Raw genomic sequence first — 18,412 nt, forward strand, 5'->3', positions numbered from 1 at the left:
GAAACGCCGGGAGGGATCACAGCACACTCCGACAGTGGGCGGTCGGGCACATGCCGACACGAGGGGTCGAGCAGCCCGACAATAGTGAGCGAGTAACCACGTGGTGGAAGGGGGAGAACGCCGCCCGGTTGGCGCTGCTCGACGACCTGCTAACGTCGGTGAACAGCGCCGGATTCACCGACGGGTCGCTCGAATTCGTTCAGCGACAGGCAGTGTCGGTATCCGACGCGACGGGTTTAGAGTTGGAGTCGATCCGCGACTCAGATGCGGAAGGCGACACACTCACTCTGCGGCTACCGGGGGCCGAACTTGCCGACGCGCTCGACCCGATCACCGATGTCGTCGCCGCTGTTCTCGGCGACGTGATGTGGGCACGTGACGTACAGAGCCTCTCGGTGACCGTCCCGGCACTTCCGTCTGGTTCGGATGTTCTGGCGCAAACGGGTTTCCGTGCCGTCGAGCAGTCGCGGCAGGACCCCTGGCTCGGCGTCATTCAACGAGGCCTCAGCGAATTCCTGGCCCTCGCCGACTGTGTTCTGGCCGGTACCGACGACCTCACGACGGACACTGTCGACGACCTGGTGGCCGGGGAGCGAGCACTCGTGTCGATGTTGCGGCAGGACTCTTGAATGGTCGGGCATTGCAGTTGAGACGGTGAGTACAGGTCGCCGCGCCCGCACCCTCGTCGGTCATGGCGGACCTGCTGAAAGCGACTCCGGGTTATCTCAAAGATGCTGCGAATCCTGTCCATACGGTGTATGGACCTGAAACCGAGGTGCGAGATTGTTCAACATCAAGCGGTTGCTTGCGGCCGTTCCCGCAAATTTCCCTGCAGCCGAATCGATAGCAGCACAACTCTGGCGGTTCAGTCCCGAGCAGGCCAACACCTACCTTGGATGGCGATTCGTCCGTGACCACGGAGAGGACAACGTCCGGTATCCGGACGACCCGATAGAGCAATTGCGTCTTATTGCTGACACCGTCAAGCGAGAGTGTGCGAGGATTTATGAGTTGCGCGACGACTTTGGATGGCGCGGGCCGCTCTCGAATCCCGAGATTCCGATTGCAAAGCTTGGCGCTCAGGTTTTTTCGGCCGGCCCTCTGCATATTGACAGGGCGAACGACCTGCTCGACTCGCTGGTCGTCATCGCCATGACCAGTGACGACACGTGGGTCGACCGTGCCATCGATGTGGTCGAATCGGCTGCTGACAGCGTATCCCGAATGTCCGACGGCACTTCAAGTTCGACCCTCACAGTCAACGCTCGCGAGGCCTATCGTTACGTCGCACGCGAACTCGGCAAGTTCGAGGACCGGCGATGGCTGGCGATGGTCGATACAGATCAAATTTTCCGAGGAGAGTTTGACGAGCTCGCCAACCTGGCAGGACAACTCGGTCCACCCAAATCGCCGGGGGAATATTTAGATCGCCAGGTTCTCCCGCCGGGTACGCGGCAGGCATTTCAAGAAATCAAGACTGACGACACGCAGCTGGTCCGCCGCTCTAGGCCGGCGGCCTATGACGAGGACAGATTGGGGGTTCTCGAACTGGTTCAGGCGAAGATGAGGAGGAATGCAGGTCTGCAGTTTCGAGTTTTGCGCCCCGACCCGTCACTGAAACCGCGCGACACTCTCAGCGGAGCGCTCGCGGATTATCATGTCCTCGTTGTCACGTCGGGCATCCTCGAGCACGCGGTGGCCGTCAGTCCGATGGCGGGTCAGGATGCTATCTACATAGTTCGAGCAGACGTGTCGAAGGAGCCGTGGCAGGACGTTCTGACAGGCACAAAACAGCGGGCGCGTGCGCTGAAGGCAAAGTCGCTTCGGGTCACAGGAGACCAAGCATGGAAGCACAAGCACGCGGCAGAGAAGGTAGTCGCCTATCTGACATGTGATTCCTACAGTTTCCGGACGTCCTCACCGGTGTATTACGGCGGACGCTGGTCCGTAGGAATCTACTAGCAAGAGTCCTTCGACCTGACCCGGGAATGTGCACAAGTGGCGGACGCGGGCACAGATGCCGGCACCCAGGTTCGATCCACCGAACAGGAAGCGCTGGCCAATGTGCGCGCGGTTCTGGAGTTGTGCGCGTCGGGGCAACTCTGGTGCGGTGCGAAGACCGCGCGCACATCGCTCGCAACGGTGAAGCCTGTCGCCAACCATTTTGTCAGCGGTGACCTCTATGTCGACGCGGCGATCGCAGCGTTCGGCTAGCCATTACTTGTCCAGTCCGCCGGGCTGGCCAAGCTGGACGGCACTCGCCTCACGTTGACACTGAAAGGTCCTACAGCGCTGCGAAAGCCACCGGAGGAGGTCGTCCTCGGCGTGTGGCGCAGATGGCTCACGGACGGAGCGATCGATGAGTTCAGCCGGATCGAGGCGGTCAAGGGGCAGCGCGGCACCAATGTGCTCAGCGCGGTGAGGTGGCGCCGTTCAACAGTCGTTGGGTGGATTGGCTGCGTGTCCTCTGGTCGAGTGGAACGAGATCGATGACGTCCTCGGGTGGTGACTCCACCAACACGAGTTCGTCGACGCCCAGCGAGGCGAGTCGGTGACGGTCCGAAGGATCGGGATTCCTCAGCGCAACAGCGACATCGAGCTCGCTACGGTTGCGTACGCTCTCCTGGCAGAACCGGTCGATCCTAGCGATCCGGTCGGCCACCGCGTCGACGTCGTCGAGGTTGAATCCGTACCAGCCGTCGCCCCAGCCGTCGCCCCAGCTGGTCGGCAGCCTATGTCAGCAGAGTGCGGAATGAGTGCCGGAACCGGTACGAAAAGCACTCTGCTGGGAGGCCGGCGCTGACCTCAGCTCAGCAGCACCCATCCGAATCGCAGGCACAGGGCCGTCAACCCGAGGATTGCGGTAGCGACCAGCCAGCGCCGGGCCAGTCGTTCGGCGTGCAGATGGTCGTCGCCGGGCCGTAGATAGACGTACGCAGCGGTCAGCGCACACACCGATGCGGCGGTCCCGACCATCAGGACGAGGACGAGCATGACCATGATGACCATGGTGCCCTCATTCGGAGCCCATCTCGATGATCGCCCGGCCGATGATCTCGCCGCGGGCCAGCGCCTGATAGGCGTCGTCGACGTCCTCGAGACGATAGCGGCGGGTGATCACCCGTTCCGGCTCCACGATCCCGCCGGCCACCATGCGGAGCAGCGCCGGCATGTCGCGTCGGGCTTTCGCGCCGTAGGAGCCGCGGATCTGGAGGCTGCGGCGTACGAGGCGGGCCAGGTCGAGTTCGCCGGGCGTGCCGGCCGGTGCGATGCCGACGACCACCGCGCGGCCGCCGTCATCGAGGATGTCGAGCGCGGTGGCGAAGGTGCTCGGATGTCCCAGGGCCTCGAAGGCGACGTCGACGCCGTGGCCGCCGGTCAGTGCCCGGACCTCGGCGACGACGTCGGTGTCCCGGGAGTTGACGGTATGCGTCGCACCGAGTTCCGCCACCGCCCGGAGCTTGTCGTCGTTCACGTCGATGGCGATGATCTGGGCGACTCCCGCTGCCGCGGCGAACTGGACGATCGACGACCCGACGCCGCCCGCCGCGACGACGGCGATGCGATCGGCGAGCCGCAGTTCGGCGTTGTTCACCGCACCGAGCGCGGTGAACGAACTGCAACCGAGGATGGAGACCTCGCCCAGCCCCACTCCGTCGGGGACGACGAACGCGTCCGAGGCAGGGACGACACAGTATTCGGCGAGTCCGCCCATCGAGTACATGGCGAGCGGGCTGCCGTCCGCGCGGGCCAGACGGGTCTCGCCGTCGTAGAGCGTGCCCTTGAGTCGGTTGTGCGCGAAGAACTTCTCGCACAGATCGTCCAACCCACGCGCGCAGTGGCGGCATTCGCCGCACGGCATGATGAAACTGCACACGACCCGATCGCCCACGGCGAGGGTGTCGACACCCTCACCGAGCTGCTTGATCACACCGGAGACCTCGTGGCCGAGGACCGCGGGCGCAGGGAAGGCGACCTCGGACTTCAGCACGTGTAGGTCGGTGTGACAGACCCCGCACGCCGTGACCTTGAGCAGGATCTCGCCGCGACGGGGCGTCGGGCGGGGGATCTCCTCGACCGCGAGTCTCGGTGTACTTCCCTCCCAGACAGCAGCTTTCATGACGAGTCCTCCTTCTGTGGGCGGGACGAGTCGGGCCCCGCAGCGGCCCGACTCGCATGCGAGGGGGTTCCCCTCCGGCGGGCCGGTGTCGACAGCACCAGGGGCGTTCGACGGGTGGTCGTCAATCGATCATAGGGTCGGAGCTGTCGGCTCCCGGCCGGGTCGGCGACCTTCGGCTCCGCGGCGATCCGGGAACCGGGGATGCTCGGAGAGTGACCGTTCATCTCTCGCAACCGCCCGTTCGACGACGATGACAGGTGCCGATCGCAGTTCGACGGCAGGTTCGGGCGGGTAAGGTGTCGGCACCGACCGATCAGCCGACCCCGGGAGCCGCATGACCGTCGCCGACAAGCCCGCCACCCGGCGGCCGCGCGGGCAGAAGATGTCCGCGCGGGTGGCCAACATGGTGGCCGAGGAGATCCTCGGCGGCGGCATCGTCGAGGGCCAGCGCCTCCCGACCGAGAAAGAGATGGTCAGCGAGTACGGCGTGGCCCGCACGACCGTGCGCGAGGCGCTGCGTCTCCTCGAGAGCCGCGACCTCGTGACGATCAAGGCCGGAATCGGCGGGGGACCGATAGCCAAACGGCCCGAACTCGATTCGCTCGGCAACATCATGAAGCTCTTCCTCCAGATCAACGGCGCGAACATCAGTGACGTCATCGATGTCCGTCTGATGCTCGAGCCGATGGTGGCCCGGGCAGCCGCGCAGAACGTCACCGACGAGCAGGTCGAGTCGATGCAGTCGGCTCTGGACCGGATGCGGGATCATCTGGAGGACCACGCCAGCTTCCAGGAGAGCAACGCCGCATTCCAGCGCGGGGTGTACGAGGCGGCGGGTAATCCCGCGTTGCGCGTGGTGATGGAGACGTTGTGGCTGCTCGTCCGCGACGCCGAACCCGTGGAGCATCCCCTCGCGACGCGGCGCGCGGCCTACGAACTCCAGCAGGACGTCCTCGACGCGATGCGCGCTCGCGATGTCGAGGCGACCGCGGCAGCGATGGACTTCTTCAACCAGGAATCCGCGCGGTACTACCGCCGCCGGCTCCGCGACATCATCTCCCGGCCCGTGCAGTGGCGGATCTGAGCGTCGGCTACACCACCCGCCGCAGAACCCCCGGCACCACCTCGTCGTCGGCCGCCAGCGCGAGCACCTCACCGAAACCGGCGACGAGGCAGTCCGCGAACAGCTCGAGGTCGGTGACCGCGGCACCATCGGAATTGATTCCGAGACAGGCTGTTCCGTTGTGGGTGATCATCGTCGCCATCATCGCGCAACCGGGGAGCGGGCCGAAGGGAAACATCCGCTCGACCTTGGCGCCGGCCACGTAGGTGTCCCACGGGATGCCCGGCACGTTGCTCGCCTGGAGATCGTTCTGGCTGGTCGTCCCGCTGAACTGCATGAGGACCGAACCGGGGAGCCAGGCCATCACCGAACCGAGGGTGTTGAAGATGTCGACCGCCGGTTCGTGCCTGGCGACGCGCACCTGTTCGCGGATGGTGAGCACGCGCTCGAACGGGTCGGTGATCCCGACCGGTCCGGCCAGTCGACCCACCGCGATGCGGTTTCCGCCGGCCGGATCCTCCGGACGGCGCACCGAGATCGGGATCGCGACCGGCATCGTCTCGATCGGGGTGCCCATCTTCTCGTGATAGAGGCGGAAACCGCCGACGAGCCCGGCCAGGTAGATGTCGTTGATCGACGCATGGGTCGCCGTCGCGGCCGCCTTGAGGTCGGTGAACGGGACCTCGAAGGCGCTGAAACGCCACGACAGGCTCCGGTGCGCGAGCAGCGGGGAACCGGGTGGACTGACCAGACCCGCGACCCGCGGAACCGAGCGCCCGTATCGCAGAACAGAACTCAGTGCTCGCCGAGGGTGGGCCAGGGCGCGTACGCCGCGGAAGGTGGTGTCCACGCGGTGCGGGATTCGCCGGATCTCCTCGCCCACCTGACGGCGTAGCAGGTCGAGGGAGGTGATGTTCACCGGGTCGGGACTCGGTGGTTGCGGTTTGCCCGGGTTGTGCTCGCGCGTGGGCGAATGCAGCTGTGCGAGTCCGATGATGGCGCCCATGCCGTCGGTCAGGGCGTGGTGGGCCTTGAGGAAGTACGCCGCCTTGCCGTCGGGGAGGCCTTCGATCAGCGTGCCCTCCCACGGCGGCCGGGCGGCGTCGAGGGCGGTCATCGCGAGCTGCTCACACGTGACGAGCAGCTCGCGCATGCTGCCGTTGCCGCCCAACCGGATTCGGCGCAGGTGGTAGTGCAGGTCGAAGTCCGGGTCGACCGCCCAGCTCGGCGTTCCGGTGCCGAACGGCGAGTCGACGACGCGCTGCCGGAATCGCGGTGCCATCCGGCTACCCCATTCGTGGGCGGCCATGAGCCGGTCCCAGTCCGGGGCGCAGTCGTACACCTCGAGCATGCAGATCGTCCCGCGCATCCGCCGGTCGGTGTCGCCGCGCCACATGATGGTGTCCACCGAGCTCATGTGCGGCTCGTTGGCCCAGTCCAGCGGCCGGTCCACCCCATCGGTCAGGTCGGTCTCGTCGCTCACAGTTGCCTCTCCTCGGGGACCTCGACCGGTGGTCGGACGTCGTCGTCGGCGAAGAAGTCCAGCGGCCAGTCGGCCAGGGCGCTGACGTACAACTGCCGAACCTCTTCGGCGCGGGCACCGATCTCCTCTGGTGACCAGGTGCTCGTGTCCACCGGCGGCAGGACCATCACCTCGACGGTTCCCGGACGGATGAGTTGCGCTCCGCCACATCAACTCGCCGGTGTTGCGCAGGACCACCGGTACGACGGGAACACCGGCCTGCATGGCGATGTGGAAGGGCCCCTTCTTGAACCGGCCCACCCGTGGGGTGGGCGATCGGGTGCCCTCGGGTGCGACCACCAGCGACATCCCCTCGTCCCGTAGCGCTTTCACCGCGGGCGCCAGTTGTTCGATCGCGCGGCCCGGGTCGGCGCGGTCGATGAACACGAGCCCGGCCTGCTGCAGGATCGGACCGACCACCGGGACCCGCTGCACCTCCTTCTTGGCGACCCCGGTGGCCTCGGACCGGACCAGGTTGATCATCACCGGCAGGTCGAGCTTCGACTGGTGGTTGAACAGGAACACGCACGGGCGTGCCGACGTGAGGTACTCGCCGCCCTCGAGGACCTGCACGTGGATTCCGGCCAGTGACAGCCCGACGTCGGTGCCGGTCGGCAGGGCCTCGACGAGTGCGTGGGGATCGCGTCGGACGAGCCCGGTGGTGACACCCACCGCGGCGGATGCGAGAAAGGAACTGTAGAAGGCGCCGGTTCTGGCCAGCATCCCGAGCCGGTTGTACGTGGGATTCTTCAGGTCGATGATCGGCCAGCCGCGGGATTCGGCCTCCGCCCGGAGGATTCGACGAGGAGACACCGCTGCCGGGTTGCCCACGGACTCGAGGTAGGGGATGTCCTCGTTGCCGTCGCTGTAGGCGAACGAGGCGGTCAGATCGATACCGTGCTCGCGCGCGAGAGTCCGTACCGCGGCGGCCTTTCCGGGTCCCCAGAGCGGTCGGCCCCGGATGTTGCCGGTGACCACCCCGTCGACGACCTCGACGTCGGTGGCGAGCGCGAAGTCGGCCTCGATCTCCCGCGCGATGGGTTCGATCTGGAATCGGGTCGCCGACGACGCGATCACGATGGTGTGTCCCATCTCCCGGTGCGCGCGCAGGATCTGCCACATCTGTGGCCGCAACTTGGCTGCCGTCTCGTATTTGAAGAGGTGTTCGCCGAACTCGATCAGCTCGGCGTACGTCTTGCCGGCGAAGGTCGGGCGCGTGGCGTCGAGTACCTCCGCGTAGTCCTGTTCGGAGACGACGCCGCGCAAGCCGATCAGCAGGAAGTCGGCGAGCTCACCGAACCCGAATTCCATGCTGCGCAACCGTGCCCGCATGATGGCCGCCGCGGAGAACCCTTCGATCAAGGTGCCGTCGTAGTCGAAGAGCGCGGCGACCTTCTTGCCGGTGGGCGCAGATCGGATGGCCCGCATGCGGTCGGTGAAGGCGCTCACGTCGTGACCTCCGACCAGACGGCGGGTTGGATGTCCTCGATCGACGCGATCCGCGCCAGCCGCCCGCGCATCGACTCGACCTCGTCGAGCCAGGCCTGCCGCGCGGCAGCGAGGTCCGCAACGTTCTCGCCGTGGATCAGGTTGCGGTTGTCGGCGAGCTGATAGCAGCCGTCGTAGAGGTCCTTCGACACCGAATCCTTGCTGCGCACAACACCCTGTAGCGACAACTGACGACCGAGTCCCAGACAGTCGGTGATCAGGTCGTCTTTGTCGTGTGACGTCGTGCCGAGTTCCACGAGCTTGGCCGCGAAGACCAGCTGGGCGTCGAAGAACGGCTGCAGGGTGCGTCGGGCCAGGAGGCCGCCCGTGTGCCCGTGCAGTACCTCATAGGTCCATTCCCGGGTCGGGGTGACCGCACGCCAACCGGGGGCGAGCAGGTCGAGTTCGAGGCCGAGGCGGTGTAGGAACTCGGTCTTGGGCGGGAAGAAGAACTCGAACTTCAGCAGGTCCCGGATCCGAAGGGCCTCGCGTTGCGACGCGGCGAGCAACCCCTCGTCGGCGATCGGACCGTCGGCCGTCTCGTCGTATCCGATCGGGGTCTCCTCGGGCGGGATGTCGTCGGCCCGGACCTCGCCGTCGGCCACGGCGAGCATGGCGACCTCGACGATCGCCCGGTCGACGAAATGGTGCAGCGCGCCGTTGCGGTAGTAGGCGGCGACCGCATGGTTGTCCGGCACGATGGACCACACCGGCTCGGACCCGCCGTCGAAACAGCTCACGACGCCGTTGCCGGCGAGGACACGCAGGGTCTGGGTGAGGCCGAGCCCGCGGCACAGGGCTGGGTCCGGTCCGGGCAGCTCGCGCCGGCGGATGTAGTCGAGCAGGGGAGCCAGGATCGCCTCGATCTCGGCGAGGGTGTACGCCCGGTCGTGCGCGCCGAGGAGGGCGAAACCGGCCAGCGACGTGGCCGATATCGGTGTGGCGGAATTGATCTCGTCCATCACCCGGAACGCGACCTTCTCGAGGCGCGCGCGTCCTTCGCCGGCCTCGTCGAGAGCGGTTCGCAACGAGATGGGCGTGCCGAATCGCACCCGCGCCTCACCGAGGTAGTCGCGTTGCGCCTTCGCGTACCGCAACAGCCACCCGACCCCCTCTGGCTTCTTCGTGCCACCGGCATCCTCGGCCGCCATCGCGCCGATCTCCTGGAGCTGGTCGTACACGATCGACGTCGGCACGATCGTGACGTCGGCCTCGTCGAGCTGGCCCACGGCGTCGACGACATAGGTGAGCAAGCCGAGTTTGGGCTTCCGCAGCTTGCCGGTCCGGCTGCGACCCCCCTCGATGTACCACTCCAGATTGAAGCGCTTCTCGACGATGTAGGCGAGGTAGGAACGCATGGCGAACTTGTAGACCGGGTCCGCGCCGAACTTCCGTCGGATGAAGATCATCCCGGCCCGGCGGGCGACCGGACCCACCGGCCAGAACGACAGATTGTTGCCGCCCAGCACCAGATTGGGTGGGAAATCGTTGGTGCGCAACACTTTGGCGAGGACGAGCGGATCGACGTAGGACCGGTGGGACGGCAGGAAGATCAGACCGGTGGACTTGTTGAGCGTGCGCAGGGTGTTGAGGTTCTCGACGTCGACCGTGACGTTCCAGGCCCGCTCGTGCAACCGGTTGAAGGTCGCCGAGAACACGTCGTCCATGAGGCGGCTCTGAGTGGCGACGAAGGTCGAGAGTTTGTCGGTGGCCTCGGCGACCACCGCATCGGTGGGCCGGCCCAGTTCGGCTGCGAGTTTGGCCGCAGCCGTCCGGAATCGAGATGAACTGCTGATCTGCTCGGCGACCAGCCGGGGGACCTTGTAGCGGTCGCCGACGATCTGACGTTCGGCTCGCTCGGCCGACATCGACGCCTGGAACAGGACGAACTGGGCGAACGGTTCACCCTGTGCCTGGTGGTGGGTGTAGCGGGCGCGCAGTTCCGCGATCGTGGCGGGCGCACCGGCGACGACGCGAAGACTGTCCGGCCGTCGTCTGCGGATCAGCGGCTGAACCGCGCCGAGCGGACGCCGCGGATTGGACAGCACCAGCACGTCGCCCAGGGTGACCCGTCGCTCGCCCTGCCGGACGGCCGGCAGCCACACCGCCCGGACCGGGACGAGGAGCGTTTCCGGCGCCATCGCGTCGAAGTCGAGCTCCACCGATCGGGAGATCGTCGCGTCCGGGTAGTTCGCCGATGTCCACTCACGCACTGCCCGCATCTCGCACGACGTGCGGGCCTTGGTCAGCACCACCACCGGATCGGTCACCTGCATCACCCTCACGTCTCCTCGGGCCGCACCACGCCTCATTGTGACGTGGACTACATCGGGGAGGGCGGGTTTTCGTCAGGACGGCCGACGCGCCGCGAGTACCTTGCTGCGCACCTCACCCGGCCAGATGTTGCGGGTGGGGGCGACCGTGTCGGCGGCCCGCAGTATCGATGCGGTGAGCGCCAGGCTGCGCTGGTCGGACCGCGACGGCGTCACGCCGAGATGCTCGGCGGCCGCGGGGTGCTGGATGGCGCGCACGGCGGGGGAGGGGAGTGCGCGGAAGTACCAGTAGTCGGGCCGCAGCAGTTGCGCTCGGTACCACCCGAGCCCCGGGTCGGGATCGAGTTCGGTCACCAGCGCGTCGGCGAAATACTCGTCGAAGTCGGTCAGCGTCGCCGGAAGCTCGCGGGCGGAGATGCCGTATCGGCCGTACCACTCGCGGGTCTCGGCATACAACCGCTCGCGTTCTTCGGGATCGAGCCCCCCGAAGAACACGTCGACACAGGTGAAGAGCGCGTCGACGTAGGTCGCGTGCTCGAAGAGGAAGGTCGCGGGATTGAGTGCGTGATAGCGCCGCCCGTCGGGTCGTCGACCGTGAAAGTGGTCGTGGCTGTAGCGGATTCGGCGCAGAGCGTCGAAGTCGTCCTCATAGGCCGACCGGATGATGCAGGGAGTCGTCCGTCGTTTGTGGACGAAGACACGACTCTCGACCATCGAGAACCGGTGCGTGGCCGAGGCAATCGACGGGTGCAGCATCTGCAGCGAGACGGCTCGGCAGATCGACATGACGAACCGGCGGTCGCCGACATAGCGCCAGAGAAGTGAGTTCTCGTCGAGCGGCACACTCGTCTCCCGTCCGCGTCAGACCAGCATCTGACCACGAACGTTATCAGATATGGCTGTGACGCCCCGGAAACGACGAAACGCCCCGTCCGACCGAGAGGCCGAAGGGGCGTTTCGCGAAAGTCAGGAGCTCAGAGCGCGCTGACGTTGGTAGCCTGGGGGCCCTTGGCACCCTGCTCCACGTCGAATTCGACGCGCTGGTTCTCCTCGAGGTTGCGGAAGCCGCTACCGGTGATGGAGGAGTAGTGGACGAAGACGTCTGCGCCCTGATCGTCGGGAGCGATGAAGCCGAAGCCCTTTTCGCCGTTGAACCACTTGACGGTTCCCTGTGCCATACTGCTGTACTTCTTTCTTCAGTGAGCGCAACCACCAAGACCGATGGCTGCGCTAACAACTCTTTCACAGATGTCGGCGGTTGCAAACCCGAGGGCGGGATCACAGCAGAAAAACTTGATGAATCTTCCCCCGTATCGAACCCTCAGAGGGCCCGGCCCGGCGTGAGTACTCTGGACAGAGCACCAGGCGATCGACACGCGATCGAGGCAAGTCATGGCCGAGAACGATCCGCTGACAACACAACGCGATGCCGTCCGCGACGTCGCCGGTGAACTGGTGGCGTCAGGTTTCACCGACCCGGTCGAGATCGGCCGAGGTGGTTACGGAGCGGTGTACCGCTGTCGGCAGCCGGCCCTGGACCGCGACGTCGCGGTGAAGGTCCTGACCGATCACCTCGACGCCGAGAACCTCGAAAGGTTCGTTCGTGAACAGCGGGCCATGGGACGGTTGTCGGGCCACCCCAACATCGTGAACATCCTCGAAGTCGGTTCCACCCCCGAGGGATTTCCGTTCATCGTGATGCAATATCACCCGCACGCCTCGCTGGATGCGCGCATCCGCAAGGGCGGACCTCTCGCCTGGCAGGAGGTCCTGCGGTACGGCGTCAAACTGGCGGGCGCACTGGAGACCGCGCACCGCGCCGACACCCTGCATCGGGACATCAAGCCCGGCAACATCCTGCTGACCGAATACGGGGAACCACAGCTCACCGACTTCGGGATCGCGCGGATCTCCGGCGGCTTCGAGACCGACGCCGATCTGGTGACCGGTTCGCCGGCATTCACCGCGCCGGAACTGTTGGCCGGTGATCCGCCCTCGGTGGCCGCCGACCTCTACGGCCTCGGCGCGACGCTGTTCTGCGCGCTGACCGGGCACGCCGCCTTCGAGCGTCGCAGCGGCGAGCAGGTGGTCGCCCACTTCCTCCGGGTGGCGAGTGAAGGAGTGCCCGACCTCTCGGCGGCCGGGTTCCCGGTCGAGGTGTCGCGCTGCATCGAGCACGCGATGGCCCGAGAGCCCCGGAACCGTCCTGATTCAGCGGCGGCGCTGGGGGAGGAGCTCCGCGAGGCGCAGCGGCGTCTCGGCGAACCGCCTGACGAGATGGCTCTGCCGGCCGGTCCGGCGGTCTACCCGTCCGCGCCCCAGTCGGCGCGTCGCCGGATCACGACCGGCCCGCCGACGCCGTCGACCAAGTTCCGGCCGCCACTGCGACCGCGCGCCCAGGTCTCGCGTGCCCGGCTCATGGACGCGCTCCGAGACGGGGAACGCCGGCGTCTGATGCTCATCCACGCCCCGACCGGTTACGGCAAGACGACGCTCGCGGCGCAGTGGGCGGAACGTCTCGTGGACGCTGATGTGGCGGTGGCCTGGCTGACGGTCGACGACGGCGACAACGACGTGGTGCGGTTCCTCGCGAACCTCGTCGAATCGCTCGGCCGCGCCGAACCCGAGCTCGTCGGTGACCTGGCCGCCGTCGTCGAGGAGCACGGCGAACGCGCCCAGGAGTACGTGCTCACCTCCCTCATCAACGACATCCATTCCCGCCGCCGAAATCTCGCACTCATCGTCGATGACTGGCACCGGGTGAGCGATCCCGCGGTCCTCGGGGTGATGGACTATCTGCTGGAACACGGATGTCACCACTGGCAGATGATCGTGACGAGCCGCACGCGGGCCGGCCTCCCGATCGGTCGTCTCCGAGTTCACGACGAGATCGTCGAGATCGACATGACCCGTTTGTGTTTCGACGCGGCCGAGGCCGGCCGGTTCTTGCGTGACGTCGCGGGGCTGGAGCTGGGCAACGACGATGTGGACCAGCTGTGGAGCTCCACCGACGGGTGGGTCGCCGCGCTGCAGCTGGCGTGCGTGTCCCTGCGTACCTCGGACGCGCCTACGGAACTCATCGGTCACATCTCCGGACGCCACCATGCCATCGGGGATTTCCTCGCCGAGAACGTCCTCGGCGCCCTGGAACCCGAGGTGTTGCAGTTCCTTCTCAAGGCGTCTCTTCCGGAACGCATCTGTGCCGGGTTGGCCACCGCCCTGACCGGTGAGCCGCGCGGGCAGGCGATGTTGGAGCAGATCGAGATGCAGGACCTGTTCCTGGCCCGAACGGACCAGGCGGCCGAGTGGTTCCGATTCCACTCGATGTTCGCCGAGTTCCTCCGTCGACGCCTCGAACGTGATGAGCCGCAGGTGATCACGTCCTTGCACCGCACGGCGTCGGAGTGGTTCGCGGCGCACCGCATGCTGGCGGAGGCGGTCGATCACGCGCTGGCCGCCGGGGACGTCGACCGTGCGGTGGAACTGGTCGAGACCGATGGTCAGTCGCTGATCGAGCATTCCCGGATGACCGCCCTGCTCGCGCTGATCGAGAAGCTCCCGCCGGTGACGGTCGAGGCCGATCCGATCCTCCAGCTGCAAGTGGCATGGGCGAATCTCTTGCTCCATCGCACGGCGGATGCCGACACGGCACTCGATCGTGTGGATTGCGCGCTCGAGCGATTGCCGCAGGCCGAGGCCGGCGCCGGGATACGTCTGGAGGCAGAGATCGCCCGCGCCTGCGTGGGCGCGATCTCCGACCGCGTCGACGGGCTCGACGAGCTGAGCACGAGGCTCGTCACGCAGACCGACGAGCTGTCGCCGTTCCTGGTGTCCACCGTGCACAACGTCGGAACGCTGAGTGCCATGTTCCGATTCGACTTCGAGGGCGCTCACCGCTGGCAGCAGAGCGCGATCCCGGCGCACCAGCGCAACAAGGGGCCGTTTGCGGTGATGTACGGCTACAGCCTCGACGGGCTGGCCTACCTCGAGCAGCTCGACCTCGACCATGCCGAGGCGTGTTTCCGTGTGGGGCTGCGGTTGTCGCGCGAACGTGGCTCGCCGGTGCTGTCCCAGGGTGCCCGACTCGCCTGTGCTCTCCTCGCCGAGATCCTGTATGAGCGTGGCAAATTGGCCGAGGCCGAGCGGCTCCTCGGTCAGAGCACCCTGATCGGGGCCGCGGAGGGGGTCGTCGACATGATCGAGGCCCGCCACCTCATCGGGGCGAGAGTGGCGTTGTGCCACAACGATCGTGAGACCGCGGCGAAGTATCTCGACGAAGCCGTGGATGTCGCCGGCCGGCTCGGCACCCCACGACTCCGTGCCCTCGCCGAGAACGAGCAGGTGACGCGGCAACTCCCGACTCGGCGGCCGATCGTGCCCCGCGTCGATACCGACCGGGATACGCCGAGCGAGGGCATCGCCGCGGTCGTCGCGCAGCTCGACGCCGAGACCGCGATCCGGTTGCTGATGGATTCCGACGATGGTCCCGACGCGTCCGACGCCGCGTGTCGGCGAGCGCAGTGGTGGGTCGACAGGTTGACCGGGACCGGGCGACGACGGGCGCTGTTGCGGGCGCAACGACTCCTCGCCGTGTGCCTCGCGGCGGCGGGACGGTTCGAGGAGGCCCAGGAACTCACCGTGTCGGTCCTGGAGCAGTGCGGGGCGGCCGGGCTGGTGCGATTCCCGCTGGATGGTGGTGACCGATTCCGGCGGCTAGTCGAGGCGGTCGCGACAGGTATCCGCGCAGGTGAGCGGTCGAATCCGGCGTCACTGCCGCCGGAGTTCCTCGATCAGGTCATCGGCGGCGGGCCGGTTGAACGGTGAGGTGTCGGGAATACCCCGACCGACGGATCGACTTGAACCTGAACGCGGCCACAGCCGGGCGCCTCGACTTCGGGTGTCCCGATCGGCTCGTCCCGAGGACGGCGCCGCGGCCGGTGTCGCCAGACCCCAACAGAGAGGACAAGTTCGCATGACAGTCCCCACCATCACTCTCAACAACGGAATCACGATCCCGCAGTTGGGTTTCGGAGTTTTCCAGATCCCGCCGGACGACACGCGGGAGGCAACTCTCACCGCGCTCGAGGTCGGGTACCGGCACATCGACACCGCTGAGATGTACGGCAACGAGAAGGGTGTCGGCGAAGCGGTCCGGGACTCGGGGATTCCTCGCGACGACATCTTCATCACCAGCAAGCTGAACAACGGCTTCCACGACCACGACGATGCGCTGAAGGCACTCGACGGCACCCTGGCCGACCTGGGCATCGAGCAGATCGACCTCTTCCTGATCCACTGGCCACTGCCCGAGGTGGGCGACTACGTCCAGACCTGGAAGGCCCTGGAGAAGGCCTACGCCGACGGCAAGGCGCGCGCCATCGGCGTGTCGAACTTCCACCAGGCTCACCTGCAGCGTCTGTTCGACGAGGCCGACATCGTGCCCGCGGTGAACCAGATCGAGGTGCATCCGTACCTGTCGCAGAACCCGTTGCGCGCGTTCAATTCCGAGCACGGGATCGCCACCGAGGCGTGGTCGCCGATCGCGCAGGGCAAGGTGACCGACGACCCGGTCATCACCGAGATCGCCCAGGCCAAGGGCCGTTCCCCGGCGCAGGTCACCCTGCGGTGGCACATCCAGCGCGGTGACATCGTCTTCCCGAAGTCGGTCACCCGCGCACGGGTCGAGGAGAACTTCGCCCTGTTCGACTTCGAACTCTCCGACGCCGAGGTCGCCCAGATCGACCGTCTGAACAGCGACGACCGCATCGGCCCCGACCCGGACACGTTCAACTACGTACCGGAGTGACCTGACCCCCCGTCGACTGTGCACCGCTTTTCGTCGACTGTGCACTGTTTTTCATTGACTGTGCGCGAATCCGTGCGGCAACTCCCGCTCCCTGAAGTGTGAGCGGCGCCCCCTGCTCCCTGAGGTGCGAGCGGCGCCCCCCTGCTCCCTGAGGTGCGAGCGAAGCGAGCCTCGAAGGGTTCGGTGGCGTGACGTCGCCGCCCTTCGAGGCTCGTCGCTTTCGCTCCTTGCACCTCAGGGGGCGGGGAGGGTCGTCGCTTTCGCTCCTTGCACCTCAGGGGGCGGGGAGGCTCGTCGCCTTCGCTCCTCGCACCTCAGGGGGCGGGGAGGGTCGTCGCTTTCGCGCGCCTGGACCGCGGGACACGGAGGATCAGGGAAGTGCTTCGGGCCGAGCGGGTTTCGTCAGCGAGGCACGCAGCTGACTGAACCGGAACAGCGCAGGCTCACCGACGACATCGGCGTACCGATCGATGACGGCACCGACGAAGTCGTCGACCGCGCTGTCCGGCAGTCGGCTCGTCCAGTCCGATGCTCCGACCGCGAACCAGGCACGGAAATCGGCAACCGAGTCGAACTGCCAGCGCAGGTCTTTCACCGACAGATCGTCGACGACGAATCCGGCGTCGGTTGCCAGTTCCCCGAATCGGATCGATTCCACGTGAACGTACGGCGCGGTGAAACCGTCGAAGTAGCGCCGCCATTCCGGCTGCGCAGCGACCTCCATGGCCACCTCCTCGATGCTCGGTCGCTCTGTCGCACAAACCAACTGGAGTACCGCCCGGCCGCCGTCGACGAGACTCCGGACGATCCCGCGTAGCGCCGTGCCCTGCTCGTGCACCCAATGCAGTGCGTTGAACGACACCGCGATGTCGAAGTCGTCGTCGAAGGGCAGTGCCAGCACGTCGTCGACGTGGAACTGGACGCGCAGCAGATCCGGCGGGACCCGAAGCAGCGCGCGTTCGATCATCCGGCGCGAGGCGTCGACGCCCACAACCGAGCCCGACGGGAGCCGGTCGGCCAGCAGCATCGTGATGAACCCGTCGCCGCAACCGATGTCCAGCAGGCGTTCGGTTCCGGCGAGTTCCAGATCCCCGATCGATTCCTCGGCGACCATGCGCTGCAATGCGCTCACGTCCGCGTACCGCTCGCCGTCCCAATCGACCATCGCGCGCTCCTCGGTTGTCCTGACCTCCGGTCATTGTCCCCGGCGCCGGCAGTCGTCGCGTGGCTTCGGCGTTTCAGCCAGGCGAGTCCAGCCGTCCTGGCGCGCCCGGCGGCAGGCTCCGACCCTCCTCCACAGACCCAGCCTCAGGCCAGCAAGCGCCACAGGCCGATCAGCCCGACGAGGACGATCACCGCGCGAAGCGCGGGCGGCGAGAGGCGGCGTCCGTAGCGGGCACCGATGAAGCCGCCGACAAGCGATCCGACCGCGATGGCCGCGGCGGCCGACCAGTCGATCCGGTCGAACGCGACGAGCGTGTACGTGACGGCGGCGACGACGTTCACGACCAGGGCGAGGAGGTTCTTCGCCGCATTCATGCGTTGCAGATGATCGGGCACCACCACGCCGAGGATGCCCATCAGCAGGATGCCCTGAGCAGCCGTGAAGTAGCCACCGTAGACGCCCACGGCGAAGGTCCCGACGATCATCGCGGTCATCCGTACGGGACCGAGGTGTTGTGGGGTGAGGTCACCGCCGGTGGACGAGCGGCGGCCCACCCATTTCTGGATGTAGGGCTGGGCGACGACCAGGATCAGTGCGGCGACGAGCAGAACCGGGACGACCGTCTCGAACACGGTCTCCGGGAGGTGGAGCAGAAGCCAGCAGCCGACGATCGCGCCGACGAACGACGCAGGTATCTGCCAGCGGAGGCGCGGCCACTGGCCCTCGAGTTCGCGCCGATATCCCCATGTGCCGGACACCCCGCCGGCCACCAGGCCGATCGCGTTGGACATCGTCGCGGTCACGGGCGGAACGCCGAACGCGACCAGCGTCGGGAACGTGATGAGGGTCCCGCTGCCGACCAGGGCGTTGATGGCGCCCGCCCCGACGCCGGCGACGAGTACGGCGACTAGTTCCCACATGGTCACAGAGTTCGAGGGTGCCCTCCGGCGACAGCGGCGGAGTCACCGGGGGGGG

The 18,412-nt window shown here is 66.8% G+C and carries 15 protein-coding genes and 1 pseudogene; 6 read left to right on the plus strand and 10 right to left on the minus strand.

What is annotated here, in order from left to right:
• From AMD30_RS13245 to AMD30_RS13255, 3 genes are all read left to right on the plus strand, one after another.
• On the plus strand, positions 1 to 629 hold a 629-nt coding region (locus AMD30_RS13245), incomplete at its 5' end, for a hypothetical protein (RefSeq protein ID WP_231632716.1).
• Between the two features lie 154 nt (positions 630 to 783).
• A complete protein-coding gene (locus tag AMD30_RS13250; protein ID WP_156354234.1) occupies positions 784 to 1,962 on the plus strand; it encodes a hypothetical protein in 1,179 nt (392 codons plus the stop codon).
• A 36-nt stretch (positions 1,963 to 1,998) separates the two neighbouring features.
• A complete protein-coding gene (locus AMD30_RS13255) occupies positions 1,999 to 2,214 on the plus strand; it encodes a hypothetical protein (protein WP_055475948.1) in 216 nt (71 codons plus the stop codon).
• 196 nt (positions 2,215 to 2,410) lie between these two features.
• On the opposite strand, the gene AMD30_RS13260 is transcribed toward AMD30_RS13255, so the two are convergent.
• From AMD30_RS13260 to AMD30_RS13270, 3 genes are all read right to left on the minus strand, one after another.
• Positions 2,411 to 2,662 carry a hypothetical protein gene (locus AMD30_RS13260; protein WP_055475949.1) on the minus strand — a complete coding sequence of 84 codons (252 nt, stop codon included), beginning with the start codon at positions 2,660 to 2,662 and terminating at the stop codon, positions 2,411 to 2,413.
• Positions 2,663 to 2,805: 143 nt separating this feature from the next.
• A complete protein-coding gene (locus AMD30_RS13265) occupies positions 2,806 to 3,009 on the minus strand; it encodes a hypothetical protein (RefSeq protein ID WP_010844598.1) in 204 nt (67 codons plus the stop codon).
• Between the two features lie 7 nt (positions 3,010 to 3,016).
• Positions 3,017 to 4,120: a zinc-binding dehydrogenase gene (locus AMD30_RS13270; RefSeq protein ID WP_055475950.1), complete on the minus strand. Its 1,104-nt coding sequence runs from the start codon at positions 4,118 to 4,120 to the stop codon at positions 3,017 to 3,019.
• A gap of 334 nt (positions 4,121 to 4,454) precedes the next feature.
• On the opposite strand from AMD30_RS13270, the gene AMD30_RS13275 reads away from it, so the two are divergent.
• Positions 4,455 to 5,204 (plus strand): FadR/GntR family transcriptional regulator, encoded by a 750-nt coding sequence (locus AMD30_RS13275; RefSeq protein WP_010844600.1) that lies wholly within the window; start codon positions 4,455 to 4,457, stop codon positions 5,202 to 5,204.
• A gap of 7 nt (positions 5,205 to 5,211) precedes the next feature.
• On the opposite strand, the gene AMD30_RS13280 is transcribed toward AMD30_RS13275, so the two are convergent.
• The 5 genes and pseudogenes from AMD30_RS13280 to AMD30_RS13300 form a co-directional block, all read right to left on the minus strand.
• The gene (locus AMD30_RS13280) at positions 5,212 to 6,666 is read right to left on the minus strand and encodes a wax ester/triacylglycerol synthase domain-containing protein (RefSeq protein ID WP_055475951.1); all 1,455 of its coding nucleotides are present in this window, start codon (positions 6,664 to 6,666) and stop codon (positions 5,212 to 5,214) included.
• Positions 6,663 to 8,154: pseudogene (locus tag AMD30_RS13285) on the minus strand (HAD-IB family hydrolase). Before AMD30_RS13285 ends, AMD30_RS13280 begins: the two are co-directional and overlap by 4 nt.
• Positions 8,151 to 10,469, minus strand: a complete 2,319-nt coding sequence (locus AMD30_RS13290; RefSeq protein ID WP_055475952.1) for a glycerol-3-phosphate 1-O-acyltransferase — start codon at positions 10,467 to 10,469, stop codon at positions 8,151 to 8,153. The pseudogene AMD30_RS13285 and the gene AMD30_RS13290 overlap by 4 nt, the downstream one beginning before the upstream one ends.
• Before the next feature lie 72 nt (positions 10,470 to 10,541).
• A complete protein-coding gene (locus AMD30_RS13295) occupies positions 10,542 to 11,309 on the minus strand; it encodes an oxygenase MpaB family protein (RefSeq protein ID WP_055475953.1) in 768 nt (255 codons plus the stop codon).
• Between the two features lie 131 nt (positions 11,310 to 11,440).
• Positions 11,441 to 11,644, minus strand: coding sequence for a cold-shock protein (locus AMD30_RS13300; protein WP_004020476.1), 204 nt, complete (start codon positions 11,642 to 11,644; stop codon positions 11,441 to 11,443).
• Between the two features lie 214 nt (positions 11,645 to 11,858).
• Between AMD30_RS13300 and AMD30_RS13305 the strand changes: the two genes are divergently transcribed.
• A complete protein-coding gene (locus tag AMD30_RS13305; protein WP_055475954.1) occupies positions 11,859 to 15,290 on the plus strand; it encodes a serine/threonine-protein kinase in 3,432 nt (1,143 codons plus the stop codon).
• A 148-nt stretch (positions 15,291 to 15,438) separates the two neighbouring features.
• A complete protein-coding gene (locus tag AMD30_RS13310) occupies positions 15,439 to 16,272 on the plus strand; it encodes an aldo/keto reductase (RefSeq protein ID WP_055475955.1) in 834 nt (277 codons plus the stop codon).
• 370 nt (positions 16,273 to 16,642) lie between these two features.
• Here AMD30_RS13310 and AMD30_RS13315 read toward each other — a convergent pair whose 3' ends face one another.
• The gene (locus AMD30_RS13315) at positions 16,643 to 17,437 is read right to left on the minus strand and encodes a class I SAM-dependent methyltransferase (protein WP_055475956.1); all 795 of its coding nucleotides are present in this window, start codon (positions 17,435 to 17,437) and stop codon (positions 16,643 to 16,645) included.
• Positions 17,438 to 17,580: 143 nt separating this feature from the next.
• The gene (locus AMD30_RS13320) at positions 17,581 to 18,363 is read right to left on the minus strand and encodes a sulfite exporter TauE/SafE family protein (protein WP_010844926.1); all 783 of its coding nucleotides are present in this window, start codon (positions 18,361 to 18,363) and stop codon (positions 17,581 to 17,583) included.
• Positions 18,364 to 18,412: the final 49 nt, after the last annotated feature.

The organism is Gordonia sp. HS-NH1, from assembly GCF_001418765.1.
Taxonomy (GTDB): domain Bacteria; phylum Actinomycetota; class Actinomycetes; order Mycobacteriales; family Mycobacteriaceae; genus Gordonia.

Excerpts from the sequence above, each read along its gene's own strand:
- AMD30_RS13265 (WP_010844598.1), bottom strand. The coding sequence starts at position 3,009 with ATGGTCATCATGGTCATGCTCGTCCTCGTCCTGATGGTCGGGACCGCC.
- AMD30_RS13270 (WP_055475950.1), bottom strand. The coding sequence starts at position 4,120 with ATGAAAGCTGCTGTCTGGGAGGGAAGTACACCGAGACTCGCGGTCGAG.
- AMD30_RS13275 (WP_010844600.1), top strand. The coding sequence starts at position 4,455 with ATGACCGTCGCCGACAAGCCCGCCACCCGGCGGCCGCGCGGGCAGAAG.
- AMD30_RS13290 (WP_055475952.1), bottom strand. The coding sequence starts at position 10,469 with ATGCAGGTGACCGATCCGGTGGTGGTGCTGACCAAGGCCCGCACGTCG.
- AMD30_RS13300 (WP_004020476.1), bottom strand. The coding sequence starts at position 11,644 with ATGGCACAGGGAACCGTCAAGTGGTTCAACGGCGAAAAGGGCTTCGGC.
- AMD30_RS13305 (WP_055475954.1), top strand. The coding sequence starts at position 11,859 with ATGGCCGAGAACGATCCGCTGACAACACAACGCGATGCCGTCCGCGAC.
- AMD30_RS13310 (WP_055475955.1), top strand. The coding sequence starts at position 15,439 with ATGACAGTCCCCACCATCACTCTCAACAACGGAATCACGATCCCGCAG.
- AMD30_RS13315 (WP_055475956.1), bottom strand. The coding sequence starts at position 17,437 with ATGGTCGATTGGGACGGCGAGCGGTACGCGGACGTGAGCGCATTGCAG.